Source organism: Mycolicibacterium pulveris, from assembly GCF_010725725.1.
Taxonomy (GTDB): domain Bacteria; phylum Actinomycetota; class Actinomycetes; order Mycobacteriales; family Mycobacteriaceae; genus Mycobacterium; species Mycobacterium pulveris.
This window is the reverse complement of record NZ_AP022599.1, coordinates 722,254-742,752: the sequence shown is the minus strand read 5'-3', so window position 1 is coordinate 742,752 and position 20,499 is coordinate 722,254. Positions and strand designations below refer to the sequence as shown.

General features: G+C 69.9%; 19 protein-coding genes. 9 read left to right on the top strand and 10 right to left on the bottom strand.

The annotated features are described in order from the left end of the window. The first annotated feature begins 2 nt into the window (after window positions 1–2). Window positions 3–440, top strand: coding sequence for a hypothetical protein (locus tag G6N28_RS03850; protein ID WP_163897150.1), 438 nt, complete (start codon window positions 3–5; stop codon window positions 438–440). On the opposite strand, the gene G6N28_RS03845 is transcribed toward G6N28_RS03850, so the two are convergent. Genes G6N28_RS03845 through G6N28_RS03835 form a run of 3 tightly spaced genes read right to left on the bottom strand, consistent with a single transcriptional unit; the run spans window position 392 to window position 2,606 of the window. Then, complete coding sequence (locus G6N28_RS03845) at window positions 392–874, bottom strand: GNAT family N-acetyltransferase (protein WP_163897148.1); 483 nt, start codon at window positions 872–874, stop codon at window positions 392–394. The two genes, G6N28_RS03850 and G6N28_RS03845, sit on opposite strands and share 49 nt — an antisense overlap. Then, window positions 871–1,965: an isochorismate synthase gene (locus tag G6N28_RS03840; RefSeq protein WP_163905792.1), complete on the bottom strand. Its 1,095-nt coding sequence runs from the start codon at window positions 1,963–1,965 to the stop codon at window positions 871–873. Before G6N28_RS03840 ends, G6N28_RS03845 begins: the two co-directional genes overlap by 4 nt. Further along, window positions 1,962–2,606, bottom strand: coding sequence for an acid phosphatase (locus G6N28_RS03835; RefSeq protein ID WP_163897146.1), 645 nt, complete (start codon window positions 2,604–2,606; stop codon window positions 1,962–1,964). Before G6N28_RS03835 ends, G6N28_RS03840 begins: the two co-directional genes overlap by 4 nt. Window positions 2,607–2,657: 51 nt before the next feature. Here G6N28_RS03835 and G6N28_RS03830 point away from each other — a divergent pair, with 51 nt between their 5' ends. Beyond that, window positions 2,658–3,461 (top strand): ParA family protein, encoded by an 804-nt coding sequence (locus G6N28_RS03830; RefSeq protein ID WP_163897144.1) that lies wholly within the window; start codon window positions 2,658–2,660, stop codon window positions 3,459–3,461. A 92-nt stretch (window positions 3,462–3,553) separates the two neighbouring features. Here the strand turns inward: G6N28_RS03830 and G6N28_RS03825 are convergent, their stop codons facing one another. Continuing rightward, the gene (locus G6N28_RS03825; protein WP_163897142.1) at window positions 3,554–4,768 is read right to left on the bottom strand and encodes an Rv3212 family protein; all 1,215 of its coding nucleotides are present in this window, start codon (window positions 4,766–4,768) and stop codon (window positions 3,554–3,556) included. A gap of 18 nt (window positions 4,769–4,786) precedes the next feature. Beyond that, window positions 4,787–6,250 (bottom strand): DEAD/DEAH box helicase, encoded by a 1,464-nt coding sequence (locus G6N28_RS03820; protein ID WP_163897140.1) that lies wholly within the window; start codon window positions 6,248–6,250, stop codon window positions 4,787–4,789. 222 nt (window positions 6,251–6,472) lie between these two features. Here G6N28_RS03820 and G6N28_RS03815 point away from each other — a divergent pair, with 222 nt between their 5' ends. Continuing rightward, a complete protein-coding gene (locus G6N28_RS03815) occupies window positions 6,473–7,168 on the top strand; it encodes a ferritin-like fold-containing protein (protein WP_163897138.1) in 696 nt (231 codons plus the stop codon). A gap of 4 nt (window positions 7,169–7,172) precedes the next feature. Here G6N28_RS03815 and G6N28_RS03810 read toward each other — a convergent pair whose 3' ends face one another. Then, entirely contained in the window at window positions 7,173–7,997 is an 825-nt protein-coding gene (locus G6N28_RS03810) for a hypothetical protein (RefSeq protein ID WP_163897136.1), read from the bottom strand. Between the two features lie 251 nt (window positions 7,998–8,248). On the opposite strand from G6N28_RS03810, the gene G6N28_RS03805 reads away from it, so the two are divergent. After that, window positions 8,249–8,497: a DUF3107 domain-containing protein gene (locus G6N28_RS03805; protein WP_163897134.1), complete on the top strand. Its 249-nt coding sequence runs from the start codon at window positions 8,249–8,251 to the stop codon at window positions 8,495–8,497. Here the strand turns inward: G6N28_RS03805 and G6N28_RS03800 are convergent. Then, window positions 8,484–9,149: an HTH-type transcriptional activator FasR gene (locus G6N28_RS03800; RefSeq protein ID WP_046754113.1), complete on the bottom strand. Its 666-nt coding sequence runs from the start codon at window positions 9,147–9,149 to the stop codon at window positions 8,484–8,486. The two genes, G6N28_RS03805 and G6N28_RS03800, sit on opposite strands and share 14 nt — an antisense overlap. Before the next feature lie 133 nt (window positions 9,150–9,282). Here G6N28_RS03800 and G6N28_RS03795 point away from each other — a divergent pair, with 133 nt between their 5' ends. From G6N28_RS03795 to G6N28_RS03785, 3 genes are all read left to right on the top strand, one after another. Then, the gene (locus G6N28_RS03795; RefSeq protein ID WP_163897132.1) at window positions 9,283–10,317 is read left to right on the top strand and encodes a DUF3152 domain-containing protein; all 1,035 of its coding nucleotides are present in this window, start codon (window positions 9,283–9,285) and stop codon (window positions 10,315–10,317) included. Window positions 10,318–10,432: 115 nt separating this feature from the next. Next, a complete protein-coding gene (moeZ, locus tag G6N28_RS03790; RefSeq protein ID WP_163897130.1) occupies window positions 10,433–11,611 on the top strand; it encodes an adenylyltransferase/sulfurtransferase MoeZ in 1,179 nt (392 codons plus the stop codon). 36 nt (window positions 11,612–11,647) lie between these two features. Then, window positions 11,648–12,502: a TIGR02569 family protein gene (locus G6N28_RS03785; RefSeq protein ID WP_163897128.1), complete on the top strand. Its 855-nt coding sequence runs from the start codon at window positions 11,648–11,650 to the stop codon at window positions 12,500–12,502. A 66-nt stretch (window positions 12,503–12,568) separates the two neighbouring features. Here the strand turns inward: G6N28_RS03785 and G6N28_RS03780 are convergent, their stop codons facing one another. Further along, entirely contained in the window at window positions 12,569–12,865 is a 297-nt protein-coding gene (locus G6N28_RS03780) for an MGMT family protein (protein ID WP_163897125.1), read from the bottom strand. A 2-nt stretch (window positions 12,866–12,867) separates the two neighbouring features. Further along, window positions 12,868–13,650 (bottom strand): alpha/beta hydrolase, encoded by a 783-nt coding sequence (locus tag G6N28_RS03775; protein ID WP_163897123.1) that lies wholly within the window; start codon window positions 13,648–13,650, stop codon window positions 12,868–12,870. Window positions 13,651–13,712: 62 nt separating this feature from the next. Here G6N28_RS03775 and G6N28_RS03770 point away from each other — a divergent pair, with 62 nt between their 5' ends. Beyond that, window positions 13,713–16,835 (top strand): ATP-dependent helicase, encoded by a 3,123-nt coding sequence (locus tag G6N28_RS03770; protein ID WP_163897121.1) that lies wholly within the window; start codon window positions 13,713–13,715, stop codon window positions 16,833–16,835. Continuing rightward, entirely contained in the window at window positions 16,832–20,089 is a 3,258-nt protein-coding gene (locus tag G6N28_RS03765; RefSeq protein ID WP_163897119.1) for an ATP-dependent helicase, read from the top strand. Before G6N28_RS03770 ends, G6N28_RS03765 begins: the two co-directional genes overlap by 4 nt. Here G6N28_RS03765 and G6N28_RS03760 read toward each other — a convergent pair. Next, a complete protein-coding gene (locus tag G6N28_RS03760) occupies window positions 20,086–20,490 on the bottom strand; it encodes a DoxX family protein (protein WP_163897117.1) in 405 nt (134 codons plus the stop codon). The two genes, G6N28_RS03765 and G6N28_RS03760, sit on opposite strands and share 4 nt — an antisense overlap. Window positions 20,491–20,499: the final 9 nt, after the last annotated feature.

Below are 20,499 nucleotides of genomic sequence, written 5' to 3'. Positions count from 1 at the left end.
GCGTGACCGTTCCCTCACCGTCGACCGTCCGTCTGGCCGCGCTGCTCGTCGGCCTTGAAGGCGTCAGCGGTCTGGTGGCCGCCGTCGCATACGTGGTCAGCGGGTTGTCGGGCAACGACCAGCCGGGCATGAACTTCTTCGGCACCGCCGCCTGGTTCGCGATCATCGGCGGTGGGGTGGCCGCCGCGGGTTGGGCGTTGTGGAGCGGCCGGCGCTGGGGTCGCGGCATCGCGGTGTTCGCGCAGCTGCTGTTGTTGCCGGTGGCCTGGTACATGGGAGTGGGCTCCCATCAGTGGGTCTACGGCGGCATCGTGGCGGTCGTCGCGCTGGCCACGCTCGGTCTGCTGTTCAGCCCGTCGACGTTGCAGTGGCTGGCGGTTCAGGACGCTGGTCAGAGTTCAGCGGCCAAGGCCGACAACTCCGGGCCCGACACTCGATAGGTGGTCCACTCCGTCTGCGGCGTGCCGCCGACCGCGTCGTAGAGCGCGATCGCGTCGACGTTCCAGTTCAGCACCGCCCACGACAGCCGGGTGTAGCCGTTGTCGACACACTCACGCGCCAGCGTCGCGAGGAACCGGCGGGCCAGGCCGCGGCGGCGAAACCGCGGGCGCACGTAGAGGTCTTCCAGATAGATACCGGCCACGCCGTCCCACGTCGAGAAGTTGCGGAACCACAGGGCGCCGGCGGCCACCTCGCCGTCGACCTCGGCGAGGTGGCCGTACACCGTCGGGGTGTCACCGAAAAGCGCCTGGCGCAACTGGGTTTCGGTGACCGCGCACTCGTCGCTGGCGTGTTCGAACTGCGCGAGCTCGTGAATCATCGCCGTCAGCTCCGCCTCGTCGCCCGGCCGGACCCGACGGATGAGATCGGTCACGGTTGCGCCCCGAGGGCCGACATTATCGTCGTGAATTTGCTTGTCGTTTCCGCGACTTCGTCGTCGGGGTCGGATTCTGCCACGATCCCGCCGCCCGAATAGGCGGTGGCGGTTCGCCGGTCGGGCGAGAGCTGGGCGCACCGGATGGACACCACCCAGCGGCCGTCGCCCCGCTGGTCGCACCATCCCACCGCGCCGGCGTAGAAGCCTCGGTCACCCTCCAGCTCGGCGATCAGCTCAGCCGCCGTGTCCGTGGGGACCCCGCCCACGGCCGGGGTGGGATGTAACAGCATCGCCAGATCCAGTGCGGTGGTTGACTTGTCGCGCAGCTGACCGGTGATCATGGTGTAGAGATGCCAGACCGCGTCGGTCTTGCGCAGTTTGGGCTCGGGTGCGACATCGAGATCGGCGCACAGCGGTCCGAGCGCGTCGGCGATGGCGTCCACCACCAGCTGGTGCTCGTGCCGGTCCTTGGCTGATGCGGCCAACGCGGCACCGCTGGCCTCGTCGGCGTCCGGGTCAGCCAGTCGGGGCGCAGAACCCGCGAACGGCGCACACACCACCTGATCGCCGCGCCGCGCCACCAGCAGTTCGGGACTCGCGCCGACCAGGACGGAACCGGAGAAGCCTCCTCCGGCCGCGGTCAGATCGGTCAGAAACGCGTTGGCCGTGGGATTGGCGGCGACGAGGCGGTCCACGACGGTGCGTGCGTCGATCGGGCCGTCGGCGGCCAGTCGCAGCGCACGGGCCAACACCACTTTGCGCAGCGGGCTCGCGGGATCACGCAGGCGCCGCAGCGCGGCTTCGACGCGCGCCCGGTGTTGTTCGGGCTCGGGCTGGGTTTCGACGACGCGCACCGACGGCAACGGACGCAACGGCCACTGCGGCGGCGCGTCGAGGAACTGCACGGCCTGCGGACGGATCAGCGCCGCCGGCTTCGACATGTCAAAGGGCAAGGCGCCCACGATGATCGGCGCGCTGTGCGAGGTGAGCGCCGCCCGCGCGTCGGCGACGGAGGGAAAGGGGGTGTGCACCCCCTCGGCGACGACGGCGCCGCGGGAGACGAGCACGAAGGACGGTTCGCGGGTCATGTCGGCAGACACGGGTGGCGATGGCCCGTTAGTCCCAGTGCGCTGATCTGGCGCACGCCGTGCTCGTGGCCGCAAACCCCGATCGACGCGGCGACCATCGCGAACCTGCTGCCTTCGGCCAACGCAAGTTCGACCCAGCGCGTCATCACGGCGCGGGAGAAGTGGCCGTGCCCGACGAACAGCACGTCGCGAGATTGCATGTGCTCCAACGCGTAGGCGATCGCGCGGTCGGCGCGGTCGCTGACCTGCTGCACGGTCTCCCCGCCGGGGCAGCCGTGGGTCCACACCAGCCAGTCGGGCACGCTCTTGCGGATCTCTTGGGTGGTGAGGCCTTCGTAATCGCCGTAATCCCATTCGGCCAGAAGCGGGGACACCTCATCGACGGTCAAGCCGGCGAGTTCTGCGGTGACCAGCGCGCGGGTGCGTGGGCTCGACACCACCAGGGGGTGGTAGAGGTCCAGGACGGCGAGCGCGTCGGCGGCCAGCTTGGCCTGCGCGCGTCCGGTGTCGGTGAGGTCCAGCTCGGTGCTTCCGGTGTGCTGACCGGAGCGGGACCACTCGGTCTCGCCGTGGCGGATCAGGAGCAGTCGGTGCCGTTCGACACCGCCGTCTGCTCCTCGCCGAAGAGGCCCGTCGCCCACGCCCACGAATTCTGCCCCACGTCGCGTCGCAATATGCGGGGGCGTGCCAGGATGGGCAGTGTGACGCGGGTTCTTGCGGTCGCAAACCAAAAAGGTGGCGTGGCCAAGACGACGACGGTCGCGTCCTTGGGCGCGGCGATGGTCGAGCGGGGCAAGCGGGTACTGCTGGTCGATCTTGACCCGCAGGGTTGTCTGACGTTCTCGCTCGGGCACGACCCCGACAAGTTGGCGGTCTCGATCCACGAGGTGCTGCTCGGAGAGGTGGAACCCGACGCGGCGCTGGTCGACACCGCCGAGGGGATGACCCTGCTGCCCGCCAACATCGACCTGGCCGGCGCCGAGGCGATGCTGCTGATGAGGGCCGGCCGGGAGTACGCGCTCAAACGTTCGCTGGCCAAGCTGGGCGACCAATTCGACGTGGTGATCATCGATTGTCCGCCGTCGCTGGGCGTGCTGACCCTGAACGGGCTGACCGCCGCCGACGACGTGATCGTGCCGCTGCAGTGCGAAATGCTTGCGCACCGCGGCGTCGGCCAGTTCCTGCGCACCATCACCGACGTCCAGCAGATCACCAACGCCGACCTTCGGCTGCTGGGCGCGTTGCCGACGCTGTATGACTCGCGCACCACGCACAGCCGCGACGTGTTGCTCGACATCGCCGACCGATACGACCTGCCCGTGCTGGCGCCGCCGATTCCGCGCACGGTGCGGTTCGCCGAGGCCTCGGCCTCGGGCTCCTCGGTGCTGGCCAGCCGGAAGAACAAGGGCTCGCACGCGTATCGCGAGCTGGCCGACGCGCTGCTGAAGTACTGGAAGAACGGCAAACAGCTGCCGACCTTCGCCCCCGAGCTCTAAACCCGCCCAAAGCGACAAACGGGCGGGAAAGTGCGAGTAGTTCGCGTTATTGCGTCGATCTCGGGCGCTACCGCGCCGCGGCGCCAGGCGGGTCAGGGGCCCAGCGCGACCAGCTCGTCGCCGCGCTGCTCCATCACCAGCGAACCCGCGACCGCCGGAACGACGGGCGCTGACACCGTCGGCCGGGACACGGCGATATGACGCTCGCCCTGCCCGGTGGCCGAGTCGAACACGTCGTAGCCTCCGGTGACCGGCACCAGCAACCGGCCGGCCATCACCGTGGCCGGCCCCAGCGGAGCGGCCGGGCCCGCGGGCGCGATCGAATACTTGTAGCGAAGTCCGTTGGCGGAGAACACCATTACGCTGTCGCCGGTCCACCACGTGATCAGGTCACCGACACGCGACATCGTCGCGTCGGGCGCCGGCGGGCTGGCCAGCTCCGTGCTGGCGATGGTGGAGCCCGTCTCGTCGATGATGTCCACCGTCGGCTTCGGACCGGGCAGGTACACCGCGGTCGTGGTGTCGGCGACGGCGATGACCCGCGCGCCCGAGTCCTCGGCAACACCCTCCAACGGCACGTACTTCAACTCCGGGGTGTCCTCCTCGTCGGAGGGCCGCAACAGGGTCAGCCGCAGGTCCGGTTCGTGCGGGCAGGCTTCCAGCACCGATACCGCGCTCGAGCTGGCCGCCGCGGACACAAGCCGGCACAACGGCAGCACCGGGATGTCGGGTTTGATGGGGGCGTCGATCGCCCCGTAGCTGAGCATCCTGACCATGTCCGAGCGCCACAGCTCGAGTCGGGTGTCGCCGACCGACAGCACCGTGGTGCCGTCCGACGACAGCGTCACCTCGGGATCGGCGTAGCCGGTGCGGGCCGGGCCGCGCCCACCGGTGCCGGCGTCGATCGTGCTGACCTGGCCGCACCCGCGGCCGTCGGGATACACCGCCACCGCGTACTCGTATACGGACGTCACCCCGCACAGCGGCAGGTCGCGGGCGTAACTCCACAACACGTCGCCGGTCGCGGGGGCGCGGCCCTCCACGAGGTTGCCGTCCCCGGTGACCACGCTGCCCGCGACCACCAGCGGCGTGTCGGTCTTCGGGCTGGGCGCCGTCCACAGCTGCCGTAACGCCGCAGGCACGTCCCTGGCGGGGGTGAGCTTGGGCACGGGCTCGGCGGCGGGCCTGCTGATCGTGGCGCGCGCGTCGCTGTGCCACCAGACCAACACTGCGACGACGGCCACCACCACGGCAATCGCCAGGGCCGCCGCCACATCGGCCTTGGTGCGGCGTTCGGGTCTGACCATCGCCGGGCGAGTGCCTCGCTAAGAGGCGCTGGCAGGCGCCTTAGGCGACCGGCGGCGACGACGGCGACGCCGGGGTTTGGCGGTCTCGTCGGCCGCGGGGGCCTCGCCGTCGGGGCTGGCCTGCTCGGTAGTCGTCGACGCGGGAGGCCCGGTCACCGGCTTGCCGCCCCGGGTCCGACGCCGCGTGCGGTTGCGGGTGCGCGCGGGGCGGTCGGTGGACCTGTCGGCCGGCGCCCGCCTCGCCTTGGGTTTGGCTGCCGCGCCGACGCGGCCGCCGGCGTCGGCCGGGATGCCCAGCTCCTCGTACAAGTGCGGCGAACTGGAGTAGGTCTCGGCCGGGTCGGGGCAACCCAACCCCAGCGCCTTGTCGATCATCTCCCAGCGGGGCAGCTCATCCCAGTCCACCAGGGTCACCGCGACGCCGGTCTTCCCCGCCCGACCGGTGCGCCCGATGCGGTGCACGTAGGCCTGCTCATCCTCGGGAATCTGGTAGTTGATCACGTGGGTGACGTCGTCGATGTCGATCCCGCGGGCGGCGACGTCGGTCGCCACCAGCACGTCGATCTCGCCGGTGCGGAACGCCTTGAGCGCCTTCTCCCGGGCGCCCTGACCGAGGTCGCCGTGCACCGCGCCGACGCTGAAACCACGCTCGGCGAGTTCGTCGGCGACTTTCTGGGCGGTGCGCTTGGTGCGGGTGAAGATCATCGTGGCGCCGCGGCCTTCGGCCTGCAGCACCCGGCTGACCAGCTCCACTTTGTCCAGCGCATGGGCACGATAGACGAACTGCTCGGTGGTGTCGTGGATGGCCGCCGAATGCGGGGCCTCGGCCCGGATGTGGGTCGGCTGGGTCATGAACGTGCGGGCCAGCGTGATGATCGGGTCGGGCATCGTCGCCGAGAACAGCATCGCCTGCCGCTTGTCGGGGATCTGCCGGAGAATCCGCTCGATGTCGGGCAGGAAGCCCAGATCGAGCATCTCGTCGGCCTCATCGAGCACTAGTACCGACAGCCCGCCCAGTTGCAGATGACCCTGCTGGGCCAGGTCGAGGAGCCGGCCGGGGGTGCCGACGACGACGTCGACGCCCTTTTGCAGCGCCTCGATCTGCGGCTCGTACGGGCGTCCGCCGTAGATCGAGGTGACGGTCAGCTTGCGGTCGCCCACCCGCAGGTGTTTGGCGGCCAGGGCCAGGTCGTTGGAGACCTGCAGGCACAGCTCGCGGGTCGGGACGACGACCAGCGCGCGGGGAATACCGGTCAGCGGCCGGTCGGAATCGGTGGTGATGCGCTGCAGCAGCGGCACCCCGAACGCGAGGGTTTTGCCCATCCCGGTGCGGGCCTGACCGATGAGATCGTCACCCGCGAGCGCGAGCGGCATTGTCAGTTCTTGGATAGCAAACGGATGTTCCTTGCCGTCCTCGCGGAGTGCACGGACGATTTCGTCACGAACTCCGAGTTCAGCAAATGTTTTGTTGAGATGCGTCATACGCGGGTAAAGCAGCCTTTCGAATTGTCGTTCCTCATGGCGTCCACACGCGCGCACGAGTTCGACGAAGCTACTGCCGGGGCCCAGCACTGGATAGGCGGACCAACTGCGTGCACGCACATTTCTCGGTAGCGGCGAGTTCATGTGCCACTGCCGCTCCCCATCATACCCGTGGGCCCTCGCCCGGCCGTCGGCGCGCCGGGCGGCGTCTAATCTTGACCCATGAATTCCACGCCGCCATCCGAGCACAGGTCCACCTCGGTGACGTCAGGCGTGTCACCCGATCATCCCGGGGTGAACGAACTGTTCGCACTGCTGGCCTATGGAGAGCTCGCCGCGTTCTACCGGCTCACCGACGAGGCCAGGATGGCGCCCAACCTGCGCGGCCGGATCAACATGGCGATCATGGCCGCCGCCGAGATGAACCACTACTTGGTGCTTCGAGATGCGTTGGAGCGCAGGGGAGTCGACGTGGTGCCCGCGATGACGAAGTACGCGTCGGCGCTGGAGAACTACCACCGGTTGACCACGCCGAGCACCTGGCTGGAGGCGCTCGTGAAGACCTACATCGGCGACGCGCTGGCCGCAGACTTTTACCTGGAGATCGCCGACGCGCTACCCGATGAGGTCGCCGATGTGGTGCGCCAGGTGCTGTCCGAAACCGGGCACTCCCAGTTCGTCGTCGCCGAGGTGCAGTCCGCGGTGACCGCCAGCGACAAGCAGCGCCACCGGCTGGCGCTGTGGTCGCGCCGGCTGCTCGGCGAGGCGATCACGCAGGCGCAGTTTGTGCTGGCCGATCACGATGAGCTGGTCGACCTGGTGATGGCCAGCGGCGAGGGCCTGACCCAGATGACCGAGTTCTTCGACCGGCTGCAGCGCACCCATGCCTCCCGGATGCAGGAGCTGGGCCTGGCCTGACGCCCTACTTCGTGCAGTTGGCGATCATCGTGTTGTTGTTCTGCGCGGCGACCACCGCACCGGACGCGTCGGTGATGCTGCAGTTGAGTTGACCGCCGACGCTGGTCGCGGTCACCGAGGCCAGCTCAACGCCGGGGTCGAGCGCGACGGTCTTGGCCCACGGCAACGCGACGTTGACGTCGGTCCGCAAGGCGCCCCGTGAATCGGTGTAGATGATCGTCACCAGGTCGATCAGCTGCCGGTTGCCGGTCACCCGGTAGGTCACCGTGCGCGGGGCGGGCGCGGGCGGCGGCGGCGCGGCTTGCGCGGGTGGCGGGACCGGCTGGGCGCTCGGCGTCACCTCGGCCGCCGGGGGCACCTCGGCCGTCGGGGTCACCGTCGTGATGGTTTCCGGCGGCAGGCTGGGCACCAGCGGTGCGGCGGTGTTGCCTGCCCGTGGGGACGACGTCGCGGTTGCGCTGGGGCTGGGCGCAGCCGACGTCGCGGTGGCCGTGACCGAACCGCTGTCCCCGCCGCCGAGAATCACGCCCGTGGTGCCGACGGCGACGAACAGGATGATGCCGGCGATTCCGGCCACCCACATCCAGCGCCGGTCGATGCGCGCCTCGTCGTCGTCGAAATCGGCGTACTCCTCGGCGTACTCGTCGTACGTCTCGTCATACCTCGCGTCGTATTCGGTGTCGTAGCCCGGTCGGTAGCCGGCGTCGTAGTGAGAGTCGTCGTAGTGAGGGTCGTAGTCGAGCTGGGCGACAGATGACTCGTCAAAGGTGCCGAGTCGTTCGGTAGGGGTCAGCGAATACGGCGAATGTCCGGTATAAGGCCTGTTCATATGGGTTTCCCGAGTCGTATCGAGCAATACCCGGCTGATGCTATCGATGCGGGAGTGACGGATGAGGTCCGTGGGCCGGTGTGTTGGTTACGGTCCGGACTCGGTTCGGTCGCTGTTTGCAAGCAGCCGGAACGACGGTCGCGATTCGGCTTCGCTGACCGCGAACTCACCGCCCCGCCGGGACGTCGTCGCCGTCCATTAGCCTTGGCTCAAGTGTTTCAAGAGGTGCCACGAACGAAAGGGTCCGCAGCGTGGAGGTCAAGATCGGTGTCATGGACAGCCCGCGTGAGCTGGTCTTCAACAGCGCGCAGACGCCCAGCGAGGTGGAGAAGGTGATCACCGACGCGCTGGACCGGCAGTCGGGCCTGCTGGCCCTCACCGACGAGAAGGGCCGCCGTTTTCTCGTGCAGACCAGCAAGATCGCCTACGTGGAGATCGGCGCGGCCGACGTGCGCCGCGTCGGGTTCGGGGTCGGAATCGAGCCCGCTAAGACCGGGTGAGCGGCACGTGTGACAGGCCGCCCCAGATGAACTGGACGGTGCCCTCCACGGCGTCTTCCTTGGAGATCGGGCGGTCGTTGTTCAGCCAGTAGCGCGCCGAGTCGACGCTGATGGCGACCAGGCCGACCGCGATCATCCTGGCCCGATGCGGCTCCAGCCCGGAATCGTGGCTGATCAGGTCGAACACCGCGTCCGTGCAGGCTTCGGTGGCGACCTTCACCTGCGCGGCGACCTGCGGTTCGGTGACGTAGTCGTTCTCGAAGATCAGCCGGTAGCCCTGCCCGTCGTGCTCGATGAAGTCGAAGAACGCCTGCACGGCGGCGCGCACCCGCTGGCGGTTGTCGGTGGTGGTGCGCAACGCCTGGCGCACACCGGAAACCAGGTTCTCCACGTGCCGCTGCAGCACCGCGAGGTAAAGCTCCAGCTTCGATGAAAAGTGTTGGTAGAGAACCGGTTTGCTTACACCGGCACGATCGGCGATCTCATCCATGCCTGCCGCGTGATAGCCGCGGTAGACGAAGACTTCGCTTGCCGCAGCGAGCAACTGCCCGCGACGTTCATCACGAGGCAGCCTGTTGCCGCGCCGGTTCAAGCCGTCACCGTTCCCCGGCGGCGCGCCCCTCCTCGCGGCGGTGTTCGCGAGATCGCTCATCATGTCCTTCATCCGGTCGAGTTCGGCAATGACACTACTACCGTCGGCAAAGTCATACCCGTAGGCGGTTGTCAGATCGTCTTCGATGGCGCGCCGGAAGTGCCTGCGCCTGCGCCTGTGTCATCCTGATTCGGTGACTCACGACTCGGAGCGTCGCGTGGGTAGTCGCGTGCCCGCGCTGCGTAACGAGTGGCGCGAGCCGCTGCGTGCGCAACGCGACCCCCTGTCCGAGGGGTCCGGGCGGATCAGGTCCAATCGCGACGAACACCGTCGCGTCCGCAAACAGACCTGGCTGGGCCGCTTCGTGTCCACCTACGGCTGGCGGGCCTATGCGTTGCCCGTTCTGATGGTGCTGACGCTCGTCGTCGTCTACCAGACCATCACCGGCACCAGCGCCCCCGAGCCCGAGCAACTCGAAGGCCCCGTGCAGGGGCCGCCCACCATCGGGGCGGCCAGCACCGCGATCATCGGCGCCCCGCCCAAGGGGCTGACCGAGTTCGACGCCAACCTGCCAACCGGGATCCTTCCGGCGGGTGGGCCGTTCACACAGGCCGGAGCCAAGACCTGGCACGTCGTTCCCGGCGCCGCCCCGCAGGTGGGGGAGGGCACCGCCAAGGTGTTCACCTACACCGTGGAGGTGGAGGACGGGATCGACACCACGACGTTCGGCGGTGACGACGGGTTCGCCAGGATGGTCAGCGAGACCCTGGCCAATCCCAAGAGCTGGACGCACAACCCGCAGTTCGCGTTCATCCGCGTCGACGACACCTCGGGGATCCAGCCCGATTTCCGGGTGTCGTTGACCACACCGATGACGATCCGCGAGGGCTGCGGCTACGACATTCAGCTCGAGGCGTCCTGCTACAACCCGGCCTACGCCGACGGACAGCCGCGGGTGTTCGTCAACGAGGCCCGGTGGGTCCGCGGCGCGGTGCCGTTTCAGGGTGACGTGGGCTCGTACCGTCAGTACCTGATCAACCATGAGGTCGGCCACGCCATCGGCTATCAGCGTCACGAGCAGTGCCCGGAAAACGGCGAGCTCGCGCCGATCATGATGCAGCAGACGTTCTCCACCAACAACAACGACGCGGCCCGGTTCGACCCGGGCACGGTCAACCCCGACGGCAAGACCTGCCGCTTCAACCCCTGGCCCTACCCGATCGCCTGAACCCGGGGTGGTTCCCCGCGAACGTGCGTGCCAACGCCGGGAAGCCCCACGGTCGATTCGGCGTTGTGGATGGTGCCTATTGTTGAGGTAGGACAGCCAATCAAGGAGTAATTCGGTGTCGACGCCGTTGCCGCCGCTGGTTGAACCGGCGGCCGAACTCACGCGCGAAGAGGTTGCGCGCTACAGCCGTCATCTGATCATCCCCGACCTCGGGGTGGACGGGCAGAAGCGCCTGAAAAACGCCCGGGTGCTGGTCATCGGCGCCGGCGGGCTGGGATCCCCGGCGTTGTTGTACCTGGCCGCCGCCGGGGTGGGCACCATCGGCATCATCGACTTCGACGTCGTCGACGAGTCCAACCTGCAACGCCAGGTCATCCACGGCCAGGCCGACATCGGCCGGCCCAAGGCGCAGAGCGCGCGCGACTCCATCCTCGAGATCAACCCCTTGATCGACGTGCGGCTGCACGAGTTCCGCCTGGAGCCGGAAAACGCCGTCGACCTGTTCGCGCAGTACGACCTGATCCTGGACGGCACCGACAACTTCGCCACCCGCTATCTGGTCAACGACGCCGCGGTGCTGGCCGGCAAGCCGTACGTGTGGGGCTCCATCTACCGCTTCGAGGGTCAGATCTCGGTGTTCTGGGAGGACGCGCCCAACGGGGCCGGCCTGAACTACCGCGACCTCTACCCCGAACCGCCACCGCCGGGGATGGTGCCGTCGTGCGCCGAAGGCGGGGTGCTGGGCATCCTGTGCGCGTCGGTCGGCTCGGTCATGGGAACCGAGGCGATCAAGCTGATCACCGGTATCGGTGAACCGCTGCTGGGGCGGCTGATGGTCTACGACGCGCTCGAGATGAGCTACCGTACCATCAAGATCCGCAAGGACCCCGCCACCCCGAAGATCACCGAGCTGATCGACTACGAGGAATTCTGCGGCGTGGTGTCCGATGTGGCCACCGAGGCGGCCGCCGATTCCACGATCACCCCGCTGGAGCTTCGGGAGTTGATGGATTCGGGCAAGCCGCTGGCCCTGATCGACGTGCGCGAACCCGTCGAGTGGGAGATCAACCGCATCGACGGCGCGGAGCTGATCCCCAAGTCGGCCTTCGAATCCGGTGAGGCGCTGGCCAAACTGCCCGTCGACCGGACACCGGTGTTCTACTGCAAGACCGGGGTGCGCTCGGCCGAGGTGCTGGCCATCGCGAAGAAGGCCGGCTTCTCCGACGCCATGCACGTGCAGGGCGGAATTGTGGCATGGGGCAAGCAACTCGAACCCGACATGGTGATGTACTAACGCCGAGTTTGCCCATTTCCGGCTTAGGCTGAGCTCGTGACAGTCGATGGTCCGCCGGAACATGTGCTGGCGGCGTTCGGGCTGACCGGTGTGCAGCCGGTCCCGCTCGGATCGAGTTGGGAGGGCGGCTGGCGCTGCGGCGAAGTCGTGCTCTCGATGGTGGCCGACCACGCCCGCGCCGCTTGGTCGGCAAAGGTACGTGAGACGTTGTTCGTCGACGGGGTGCGGCTGGCCCGCCCGGTCCGCTCGACCGACGGTCGTTACGTGGTGGCCGGCTGGCGAGCCGACACGTTCGTCGCGGGAAGCCCCGAACCCCGCCACGACGAGGTGGTTTCGGCCGCGGTGCGGCTCCACGAAGCGACCGCCAAACTCGAACGGCCGCGTTTTCTGACCCAGCCGCCGGTCGCGCCGTGGACCGACGTCGACGTGTTCATCGCCGCCGATCGCGCCGCGTGGGAGGAGCGCCCGCTGCACTCGCTGCCGCCGGGTGCCCGGGTCGCGCCGGGGTCGGCCGACGGACAGCGCTCGATCGAACTGCTCAACCAGCTCGCCACCCTGCGCAGGCCGACCAAGAGCCCGAGCCAGTTGGTCCACGGCGACCTCTACGGCACAGTGCTTTTCGCGGGCACCGCCGCTCCGGGCATCACCGACATCACCCCGTACTGGCGCCCGGCGTCGTGGGGGGCCGGGGTCGCCGTCGTCGATGCACTGTCGTGGGGGGAGGCCGACGACGGACTCATCGAACGATGGAATGCACTGCCGGAGTGGCCGCAAATGCTGCTGCGCGCGTTGATGTTCCGCATCGCGGTGCATGCGCTGCATCCGAGGTCGACGGCCGCGGCGTTCCCCGGCCTGGCCCGCACGGCCGCGTTGGTGCGGCTGGTGATTTAGGGCGCGAGCAGACGTGAAAACCCCCAAATTTGCACGGCAGAGGGGGTTTTCGCGTCTGCTCGGCATCTAGAATCGGTGGCGCACTTCGGCCAGCCGCACCCGCCCGTCGTCGGCCAGCACGCCTTCGGCACGTAGCAACTCGAGTTGCCGGCTTTTCAGGTGCGCGGCGGGCCGGCCCGACGCCCGGATCACCCGATGCCACGGCAGATCCGAGGAGTCCGTGCGCATGATCCAGCCGACGATGCGTGGGCTGGAAAGCCCTGCGGCCTCGGCGATGTCGCCGTAGGTCGACACCCGGCCGGGCGGTATGGCGGCGACCAACGCACGCACGGTCTCCACCTGCTCGTCGGTGACCGCCGCCATCGCTAACGCCGTTTCAACGCGTCACGGATCAGCGCCGCGGTGTCGGCGGGCCGCGCCTGGGCGACCATGTGTTCACAATCCCACTGCACCAACGTGAAGTGCGCTCCCAGCCGATCGCCCAGCGACGCGATCAGTTCATCGGACGCGTAGGCCGGCCGGGTCCGCCCGGCGCGCACCAGCGTGGTCGGCGTGCCCTTGGGCGGCAACGTGATCGGGCGGGCCAGCTCGCTCCAATACGACATCATCGCCGGGATGCTGATCCGCCAACCGACCCGGCCGTCGGGCAACTCGACCAGGTGCTCGTCGAGTTCGCGGTCCAACTCGGCCGGATCCACCTCACCCCAGGACCCGTTGGCCTTCTCGGCGCGGGCTACGGCGCGGTCGGTGTAGTCCGGGGAGGCCAGCATGTCGTCGGCGATGTCGCGCATCCATTCCCCGTCCAAGCCGACGGCCGGGTCGAGCAGCACCAGCGCCGCGACCAGGTCGGGCCGGGCCGCAGCGAGGTTGAGCGCCACCGCGCCGCCGAACGAATGCCCCACCACCACCACCGGTGCGTCCGCCTCGATCAGCGCCGCCAACGCGTCGACGTTGGCGTCCAGCGTCCACGGCGCCGCCCACGACGACCGGCCGTGCCCGATCAGGTCCGGTGCCGCGACGGCGAACTCGGCCAGATGCCGCATCGCCAACGTCTGCCACCGCTGACCGTGTCCGGTCAGGCCGTGAATGGCCAACACGTCGGCGGGTTGGTCCGGGCCGTACCGGTGTACATGCAGCTTGGCGGTCACAGACGTGATGCTGCCATCAGCGGTCGGGGCCACTTGTCAGACCCCCGTGATGTCATGCCCTCATGTCCGCACCGCACACCGAACTGACGCCGGCCGCGCTTGCCGAACCGGGTCTGCGCGGGAGATTCCGCGTCGTCGGGGGCCCCGGCACCGGAAAGAGCACGCTGCTGATCCGGACCGCCGCCGCGCACATCGCCGCCGGGGGGGACCCCGAATCGGTTCTGCTGCTGACGGGTTCGGCCCGGCTCGGCGCTCAGGCCAGGGCCGCCGTCACGGCGACGCTGCTGCAGGCAGGTGACCGCACGGTGGTGCGGGAACCGCTGGTCCGCACCGTGCACTCCTACGCCTTCGCGGTGCTGCGGCTGGCCGCCCAACGCAACGGTGACCCGCCGCCGCGGCTGATCACCAGCGCCGAGCAGGACGGCATCATCCGCGAACTGCTCGCCGGCGACCTCGAGGACGGCGACGCGTCCGCGGTTGCCTGGCCGGGCCATCTGCGTCCGGCGCTGGGCACCTCCGGGTTCGCCACCGAGCTGCGCGACCTGCTGGCGCGTTGCACCGAACGCGGGGTGGATCCCGTTGAGCTGCAACGCATCGGCCGTCGCGCAGGTCGTCCGGAGTGGCTGGCCGCAGGCCAGTTTGCGCAGGCCTACGAACAGATCATGCTGCTGCGCTCCGCGGTCGGCATGGCCGCGCCGCAGGCCACCATCCCAGCCCTGGGCGCTGCCGAACTCGTCGGGGCGGCGCTGGAAGCGTTCGCCACCGACGCGGACCTGCTCGCCGGTGAACGCGCGCGGGTGAAGCTGCTTCTGGTCGACGACGCCCAGCAGCTGGATCCGCAGGCGGCCCGGCTGGTGCGGGTGCTCGCCGAGGGGGCCGAACTCACGGTCGTCGCAGGAGATCCCAACCAGGCGGTGTTCGGCTACCGCGGCGCAGACCCTGCGCTGCTGCGCGGCGAGGAGCCGGCGATCGCGTTGACCCGGTCGCATCGCTGCGCACCGGCGATCGCCGAGGCGATCACGGCGACAGCGCGGCGGCTGCCCGGCGCCGACCCGGGCCGAAACCTGACCGGCGCCGCGGATGCGCAGGGCTCGTTGCGTGTGCGCATCGCCGCCTCATCGCACGCGGAATCGGCGCTCATCGCCGACACGCTGCGCCGCGCACACCTCGTCGACGGGCTGCCGTGGTCGCAGATGGCGGTGATCGTGCGGTCGGTGCCGCGGCTCGGAGCCGCGGTGGCCCGGGCGCTGGAGGGGGCGGGCGTGCCGGTCGAGATGGCGGGCACGGGCGTCGCGTTGGCCGATCAACCCGCTGTGCAGGCCTTGTTGACGGTGCTCGACGCCACCGCGCACGGCCTCGACGGTGAGCGCGCGCTTGCGTTGGTGACCGGGCCCATCGGCAGGGTGGACCCGGTGTCGCTGCGGCAGCTGCGTCGCACCCTGCGCCGCGCCGACGGCAGCCGACCGCCGCGCGCCTTCTCCGACCTGCTGGTCGCGGCGCTCGAGGATGGCACCGACGCGTTGCCCGGCCATCTGGACCGTCCGATCCGGCGTGTCCGTGCGGTGTTGACCGCCGCGCGTCGCACCGTCGACGAGGGCAAGGACCCGCGCCACACCCTCTGGCAGGCGTGGCACCGGTCCGGTCTGCAGCGGCGCTGGCTGACCGCCAGTGAACGCGGCGGCAGCACAGGCGCCCAGGCCGACCGCGACCTCGACGCGGTCACCGCGCTGTTCGACGCGGCGGAGCAGTACGTCAACCACACCGCGGGCGCGTCGCTGCGGGGTCTCGTCGACTACGTTTCGGGGCTCGGGACGCCAGCCGCCCCACGCGACGAGCGCGACACCGAGGCGGTCACCGTGCTCAGCGCGCATGCCGCACTGGGCCGCGAATGGGATCTCGTGGTGCTCGCCGGTGTACAGGAAGGGCTGTGGCCCAACACCGTTCCGCGTGGCGGGGTGCTGGGCACCCAACAGCTGGTCGACGTCCTCGACGGCGTCGCGACGCACGACGACCGCGGGTTGTCGGCGCGGGCGCCCCTGCTGGCCGAGGAGCGCCGGCTGCTGATCGCCGCGATGGGGCGGGCTCGCCACCGGTTGTTGGTCACCGCAGTCGACAGCGACAACGGCGTTGAATCGATGCTGCCGTCCTCGTTCTGGTACGAGCTGGCCGGCATCGCCCCCGACGCCGACCCGGAGACGGCACCCGTCACGGCGCCGCGGCTGTTGGCCCCCGCGGCGCTGGTGGGCCGGCTGCGGGCGGTGGTGTGCGCTCCCGACGGTGCCGTCGACGACCGCGTCCGCACCTGTGCGGCAACGCAACTGGCCCGGCTGGCTGCCGCCGGGGTTCCCGGCGCGGACCCCGCGCAGTGGTACGTCATGACACCGGTCTCCACCGACGAACCCCTGTGGTGTGGGGAGCACACCGTCACGCTGTCACCGTCGACACTGCAGATCCTGACCGATTGTCCGCTGCGCTGGCTGCTCGAACGCCACGGCGGCGCCGACGGGCGCGACGTGCGCTCGGCGATCGGCTCGTTGGTGCACGCGCTGGTGGCCGAGCCCGGCAAGTCCGAGAGCCAGCTGCTCAACGAACTGGAGAAAGTCTGGGACAACCTGCCGTTCGACTCCGCCTGGTATGCCGACAACGAACTCGCCCGCCACCGGGTGATGCTGTCCACGTTCCTGCAGTGGCGGGCGCAGAGCCGCCGCGAGCTGACCGAGGTCGGTACCGAGGTCGACGTCGACGGGGTCATCGCATCCGGTGTCGACGGCGGGCCGCAGGTGCGGGTGCGGGGCCGGGTGGACCGCATCGAGCGCGACAACGCCGGCCGGCTGGTGGCGATCGACATCAAGACCGGCAAGAGGCCGGTCACCAAAGACGACGCGCAGCGTCACGCCCAACTGGCGATGTACCAACTGGCCGTCGCCGAAGGCCTGGTGTCCCAAGGGGAGTCACCGGGCGGTGGACGCCTGGTCTACCTCGGCAAGACGAACACCTCGGGCGCGTGCGAGCGGGAGCAGGACGCGTTGACCGCCGACGCGCATGCCCAATGGCGTGAGACTGTGCGCCGCGCCGCCGCCGGCACCCAGGGACCGCAGTTCGTCGCGCGCATCAACGACGGCTGCAGCCACTGCCCGGTGCGGGCGATGTGCCCGGCCCAGGCGGCGATCGGGGGCCGGTCATGACGCAGCGCTACAGCCCCGCCGAACTCGCCGATCGGCTCGGCCTTTTCCCGCCGACCGACGAGCAGGCCGCGGTGATCGCCGCCCCACCGGGGCCGCTGGTGGTCATCGCGGGCGCCGGTGCGGGCAAGACCGAGACGATGGCCGCGCGGGTGGTGTGGTTGGTCGCCAACGGGTATGCCAGGCCCGGCGAAGTGCTCGGGCTGACGTTCACCCGCAAGGCCGCCGCGCAGCTACAGCGGCGGGTCCGCACCCGGCTGGCCCGGCTGGCCGGAGCCGGCCTGTTGCCCGACGCCGAGACGGGCGCCTGCGCCGGCTGTGACGAGCCGGCCACCATCAGCACCTATCACGCGTTCGCCGGCAACCTGCTGCGCGAGCACGGACTGCTCCTGCCGGTCGAGCCCGAAACCCGTCTGCTCAGCGAAACCGAGTTGTGGCAGTTGGCCTTTCGGGTGGTGTGCGAGCATCCCGAGCTGGAGACGGACAAGACGCCGGCGGCCATCACCTCGATGGTGTTGCGGCTGGCGGGTCAACTCGCCGAGCATTTGGTCGACACCGATCAGCTGCGTGACACCCATGTCGAACTGGAGCGGCTGGTGCACACGCTGCCGGCCGGGCCCTATCAACGTGACCGCGGGCCCAGCCAGTGGCTGCTGCGGCTGTTGTCGACCCAGACCGAGCGCACCGAGCTGGTGCCGCTGATCGACGCGCTGCACCAGCGGATGCGTGACGAGAAGGTCATGGACTTCGGCATGCAGATGGCCGCTGCTGCCCGGCTGGCCTCGTCGTTTCCCCATGTCGGGGAACAACTTCGCAGCCGCTACCGGGTGGTGCTGCTCGACGAGTACCAAGACACCGGCCATGCGCAGCGGGTGGCGCTGTCGGCGCTGTTCGGCGGTGGCGTCGACGACGGGCTGGCGTTGACCGCGGTCGGCGACCCCATTCAGTCGATCTACGGCTGGCGCGGCGCCTCGGCCACCAACCTGCCGCGGTTCACCACCGACTTTCCACGCTCGGACGGCACCCTGGCGCCCACCCTGGAGCTGCGGACCAGCTGGCGTAACCCGCCGCGCGCGCTGTACCTGGCCAACGCGGTCTCCGCGCACGCGCGTCGACGCTCGGTCGCGGTGCGCACCCTGCGTCCCCGCCCCGACGCCGAGCAAGGCACCATCCGGTGCGCGCTGCTCAACGACGTGGTGTCCGAACGGGACTGGGTGGCAGACCACATCGCGAGCCTCTACCACCGGGCGCGAACCGACGCCGGCGCGCCCCCGACCGCCGCGGTGTTGGTGCGCCGCAACGCCGATGCCGCGCCGATGGCCGATGCGCTGAGCGCCCGCGGAGTCCCGGTCGAGGTGGTGGGCCTGGCCGGCCTGCTCGACGTGCCCGAGGTCGCCGACGTGGTGGCGATGTTGCGGTTGCTTGCCGAGCCCACTGCCGGCAGCGCCGCCATGCGGGTGCTCACCGGTCCGCGGTGGCGGCTGGGGGGACGCGACATCGCCGCGCTGTGGCGCCGCGCGGTCGACCTCGACGACGTCGGCCCCGGCATCGACGACGGGGTGGCCGCGCGGGTCGTGGCGCAGGCCGCCCCCGACGCCGACGCGGCGTGCCTGGCCGACGCCGTCTGCGATCCAGGCCCGGCGACGGTGTACTCGACGACCGGGTACGCCCGAATCGTGGCGCTGGGCCGCGAGCTGACCGCGTTGCGCGCGCATCTGTCGCATCCGCTGCCCGAGCTGGTCGCCGAGGTGCGCCGGGCCCTCGGTGTCGACGTCGAGGCCCGTGCGGGGCAGCCGGTTTCCGCGGGATGGGCGGGCACCGAGCACCTCGACGCGTTCGCCGACGTGGTCGCCGACTTCGCCGCTCGCCCCGCAGCCACGCTGTCCGGGCTGCTGGCCTACCTCGATGCGGCCGCGGACGTGGAGGACGGGCTGGCGCCTGCGGAGGTTGGCGTCGCCCCCGACAGGGTGCAGATCCTCACCGTCCACGCGGCCAAGGGGCTGGAGTGGCAAGTGGTGGCGGTGCCGCACCTCAGCGGCCGGGTTTTCCCGTCGACCGGTACCACCCGCACGTGGCTCACCGATGCAGGTGAGTTGCCGCCGTTGCTGCGCGGCGACCGCGCCACCATGTCTGAACACGGTGTGCCCGTCCTGGACACCTCCGACGTGAACGACCGAAAGAAGTTGTCGGACAAGATTTTCGACCACAAGAAGCTTCTCGAGCAGCGCCGCGTCGACGAGGAGCGCCGACTGCTGTATGTGGCGCTGACCAGAGCCGAGGACACACTGCTGCTGTCGGCTCATCACTGGGGGCCCACCGAGGCCAAGCCGCGCGGACCGTCGGAGTTCCTGCGTGAGCTCAAAGACATCATCGAGCAGTCGGGCGCCGCCGGCGACCCGTGCGGGGTTATCGAGCACTGGGCCCCCGCCCCCGCCGACGGCGAGCCGAATCCGCTGCGGGACAAGGTGGTCGAGGCGGTGTGGCCGGCTGGCCCTGCCGGGCACCGGCGCGGCGACGTCGACCGGGGCGCCGAGCTGGTCGCGCAGGCGATGGCCGGAACGGTCCAGCCGGCTCCCGGCGACGCTGACGAGGGCTGGGCAGCAGACGTCGACGCGCTGCTGGCCGAACGTGACCGCGCGACCGACCGGCCCGCGCCCTCGCTGCCCGCGCAGATTTCGGTGAGCACCATGGTCGAACTCGGCCGCGACCCCGACACGGTGGCGCAGCGGCTGCGGCGCCGGCTGCCGACGCGACCCGATCCACATGCGTTGCTGGGCACCGCATTCCACGACTGGGTGCAGCGGTTCTATCACGCCGAGCGGCTGTTCGACCTGGACGACCTGCCCGGTGCGGTGGACCGCGACACCGGTGTCATGGATGAACTCGCCGAACTGCAGGCCGCGTTCGCAGTGTCGCCGTGGGCCGCTCGTACCCCGCTGGACGTCGAGGTGCCGTTCGACATGATGATCGGCGGTCGGGTGGTGCGCGGCCGCATCGACGCGGTGTTCGCCGAACCTGACGGCGGCGCGACGGTGGTGGACTGGAAGACCGGCGAGCCGCCGGCGACCCCGGAGGTTAAGCGGCACGCGGCCGTCCAGCTGGCGGTGTATCGGCTGGCGTGGGCGCAGCTGCACGGGTGCCCGCTGGAATCGGTGCGTGCCGCGTTCCACTATGTGCGCACCGGAACCACCGTCGCACCCGAGCGGCTACCCGACGTCGAGGAGCTCACGCAGCTGCTCGAGGCCCCCGCCGCCTAAGAGTCGCGGGAGGTGCGGTAGATCTTGAGCGCCTCGAGGACCATCGGGATCTGCAGCGGCAGCCGGGCCAGCGCGCCGGCCCGCATCACCAGCGGCTTGTTCCGCCACAGCCGCACCATGTTCACGTTGGCGGGGAACACCGCGACGAACAGCACGACGGCGGCCAGCGCCCCCAGACGACGGGTCCTCGGCACCAGCAGCAGCGCGCCGGTGGCGAGTTCGGCCACCCCGGAGGCATAGGTGTAGAACCGCGCGCTGCCTGGCAGCTCGGCCGGGACGATCGCGTCGAACGGCTTGGGAGCCAGAAAGTGCAGGCTGCCCGCGCCGAGCAGCATCGCCGCCAGCCGGTAGGCCGGGGCCGGGCTGGTGAGCTGCTGCAGCTCGGGAGGCGAGGAGGTCATGGTTACATA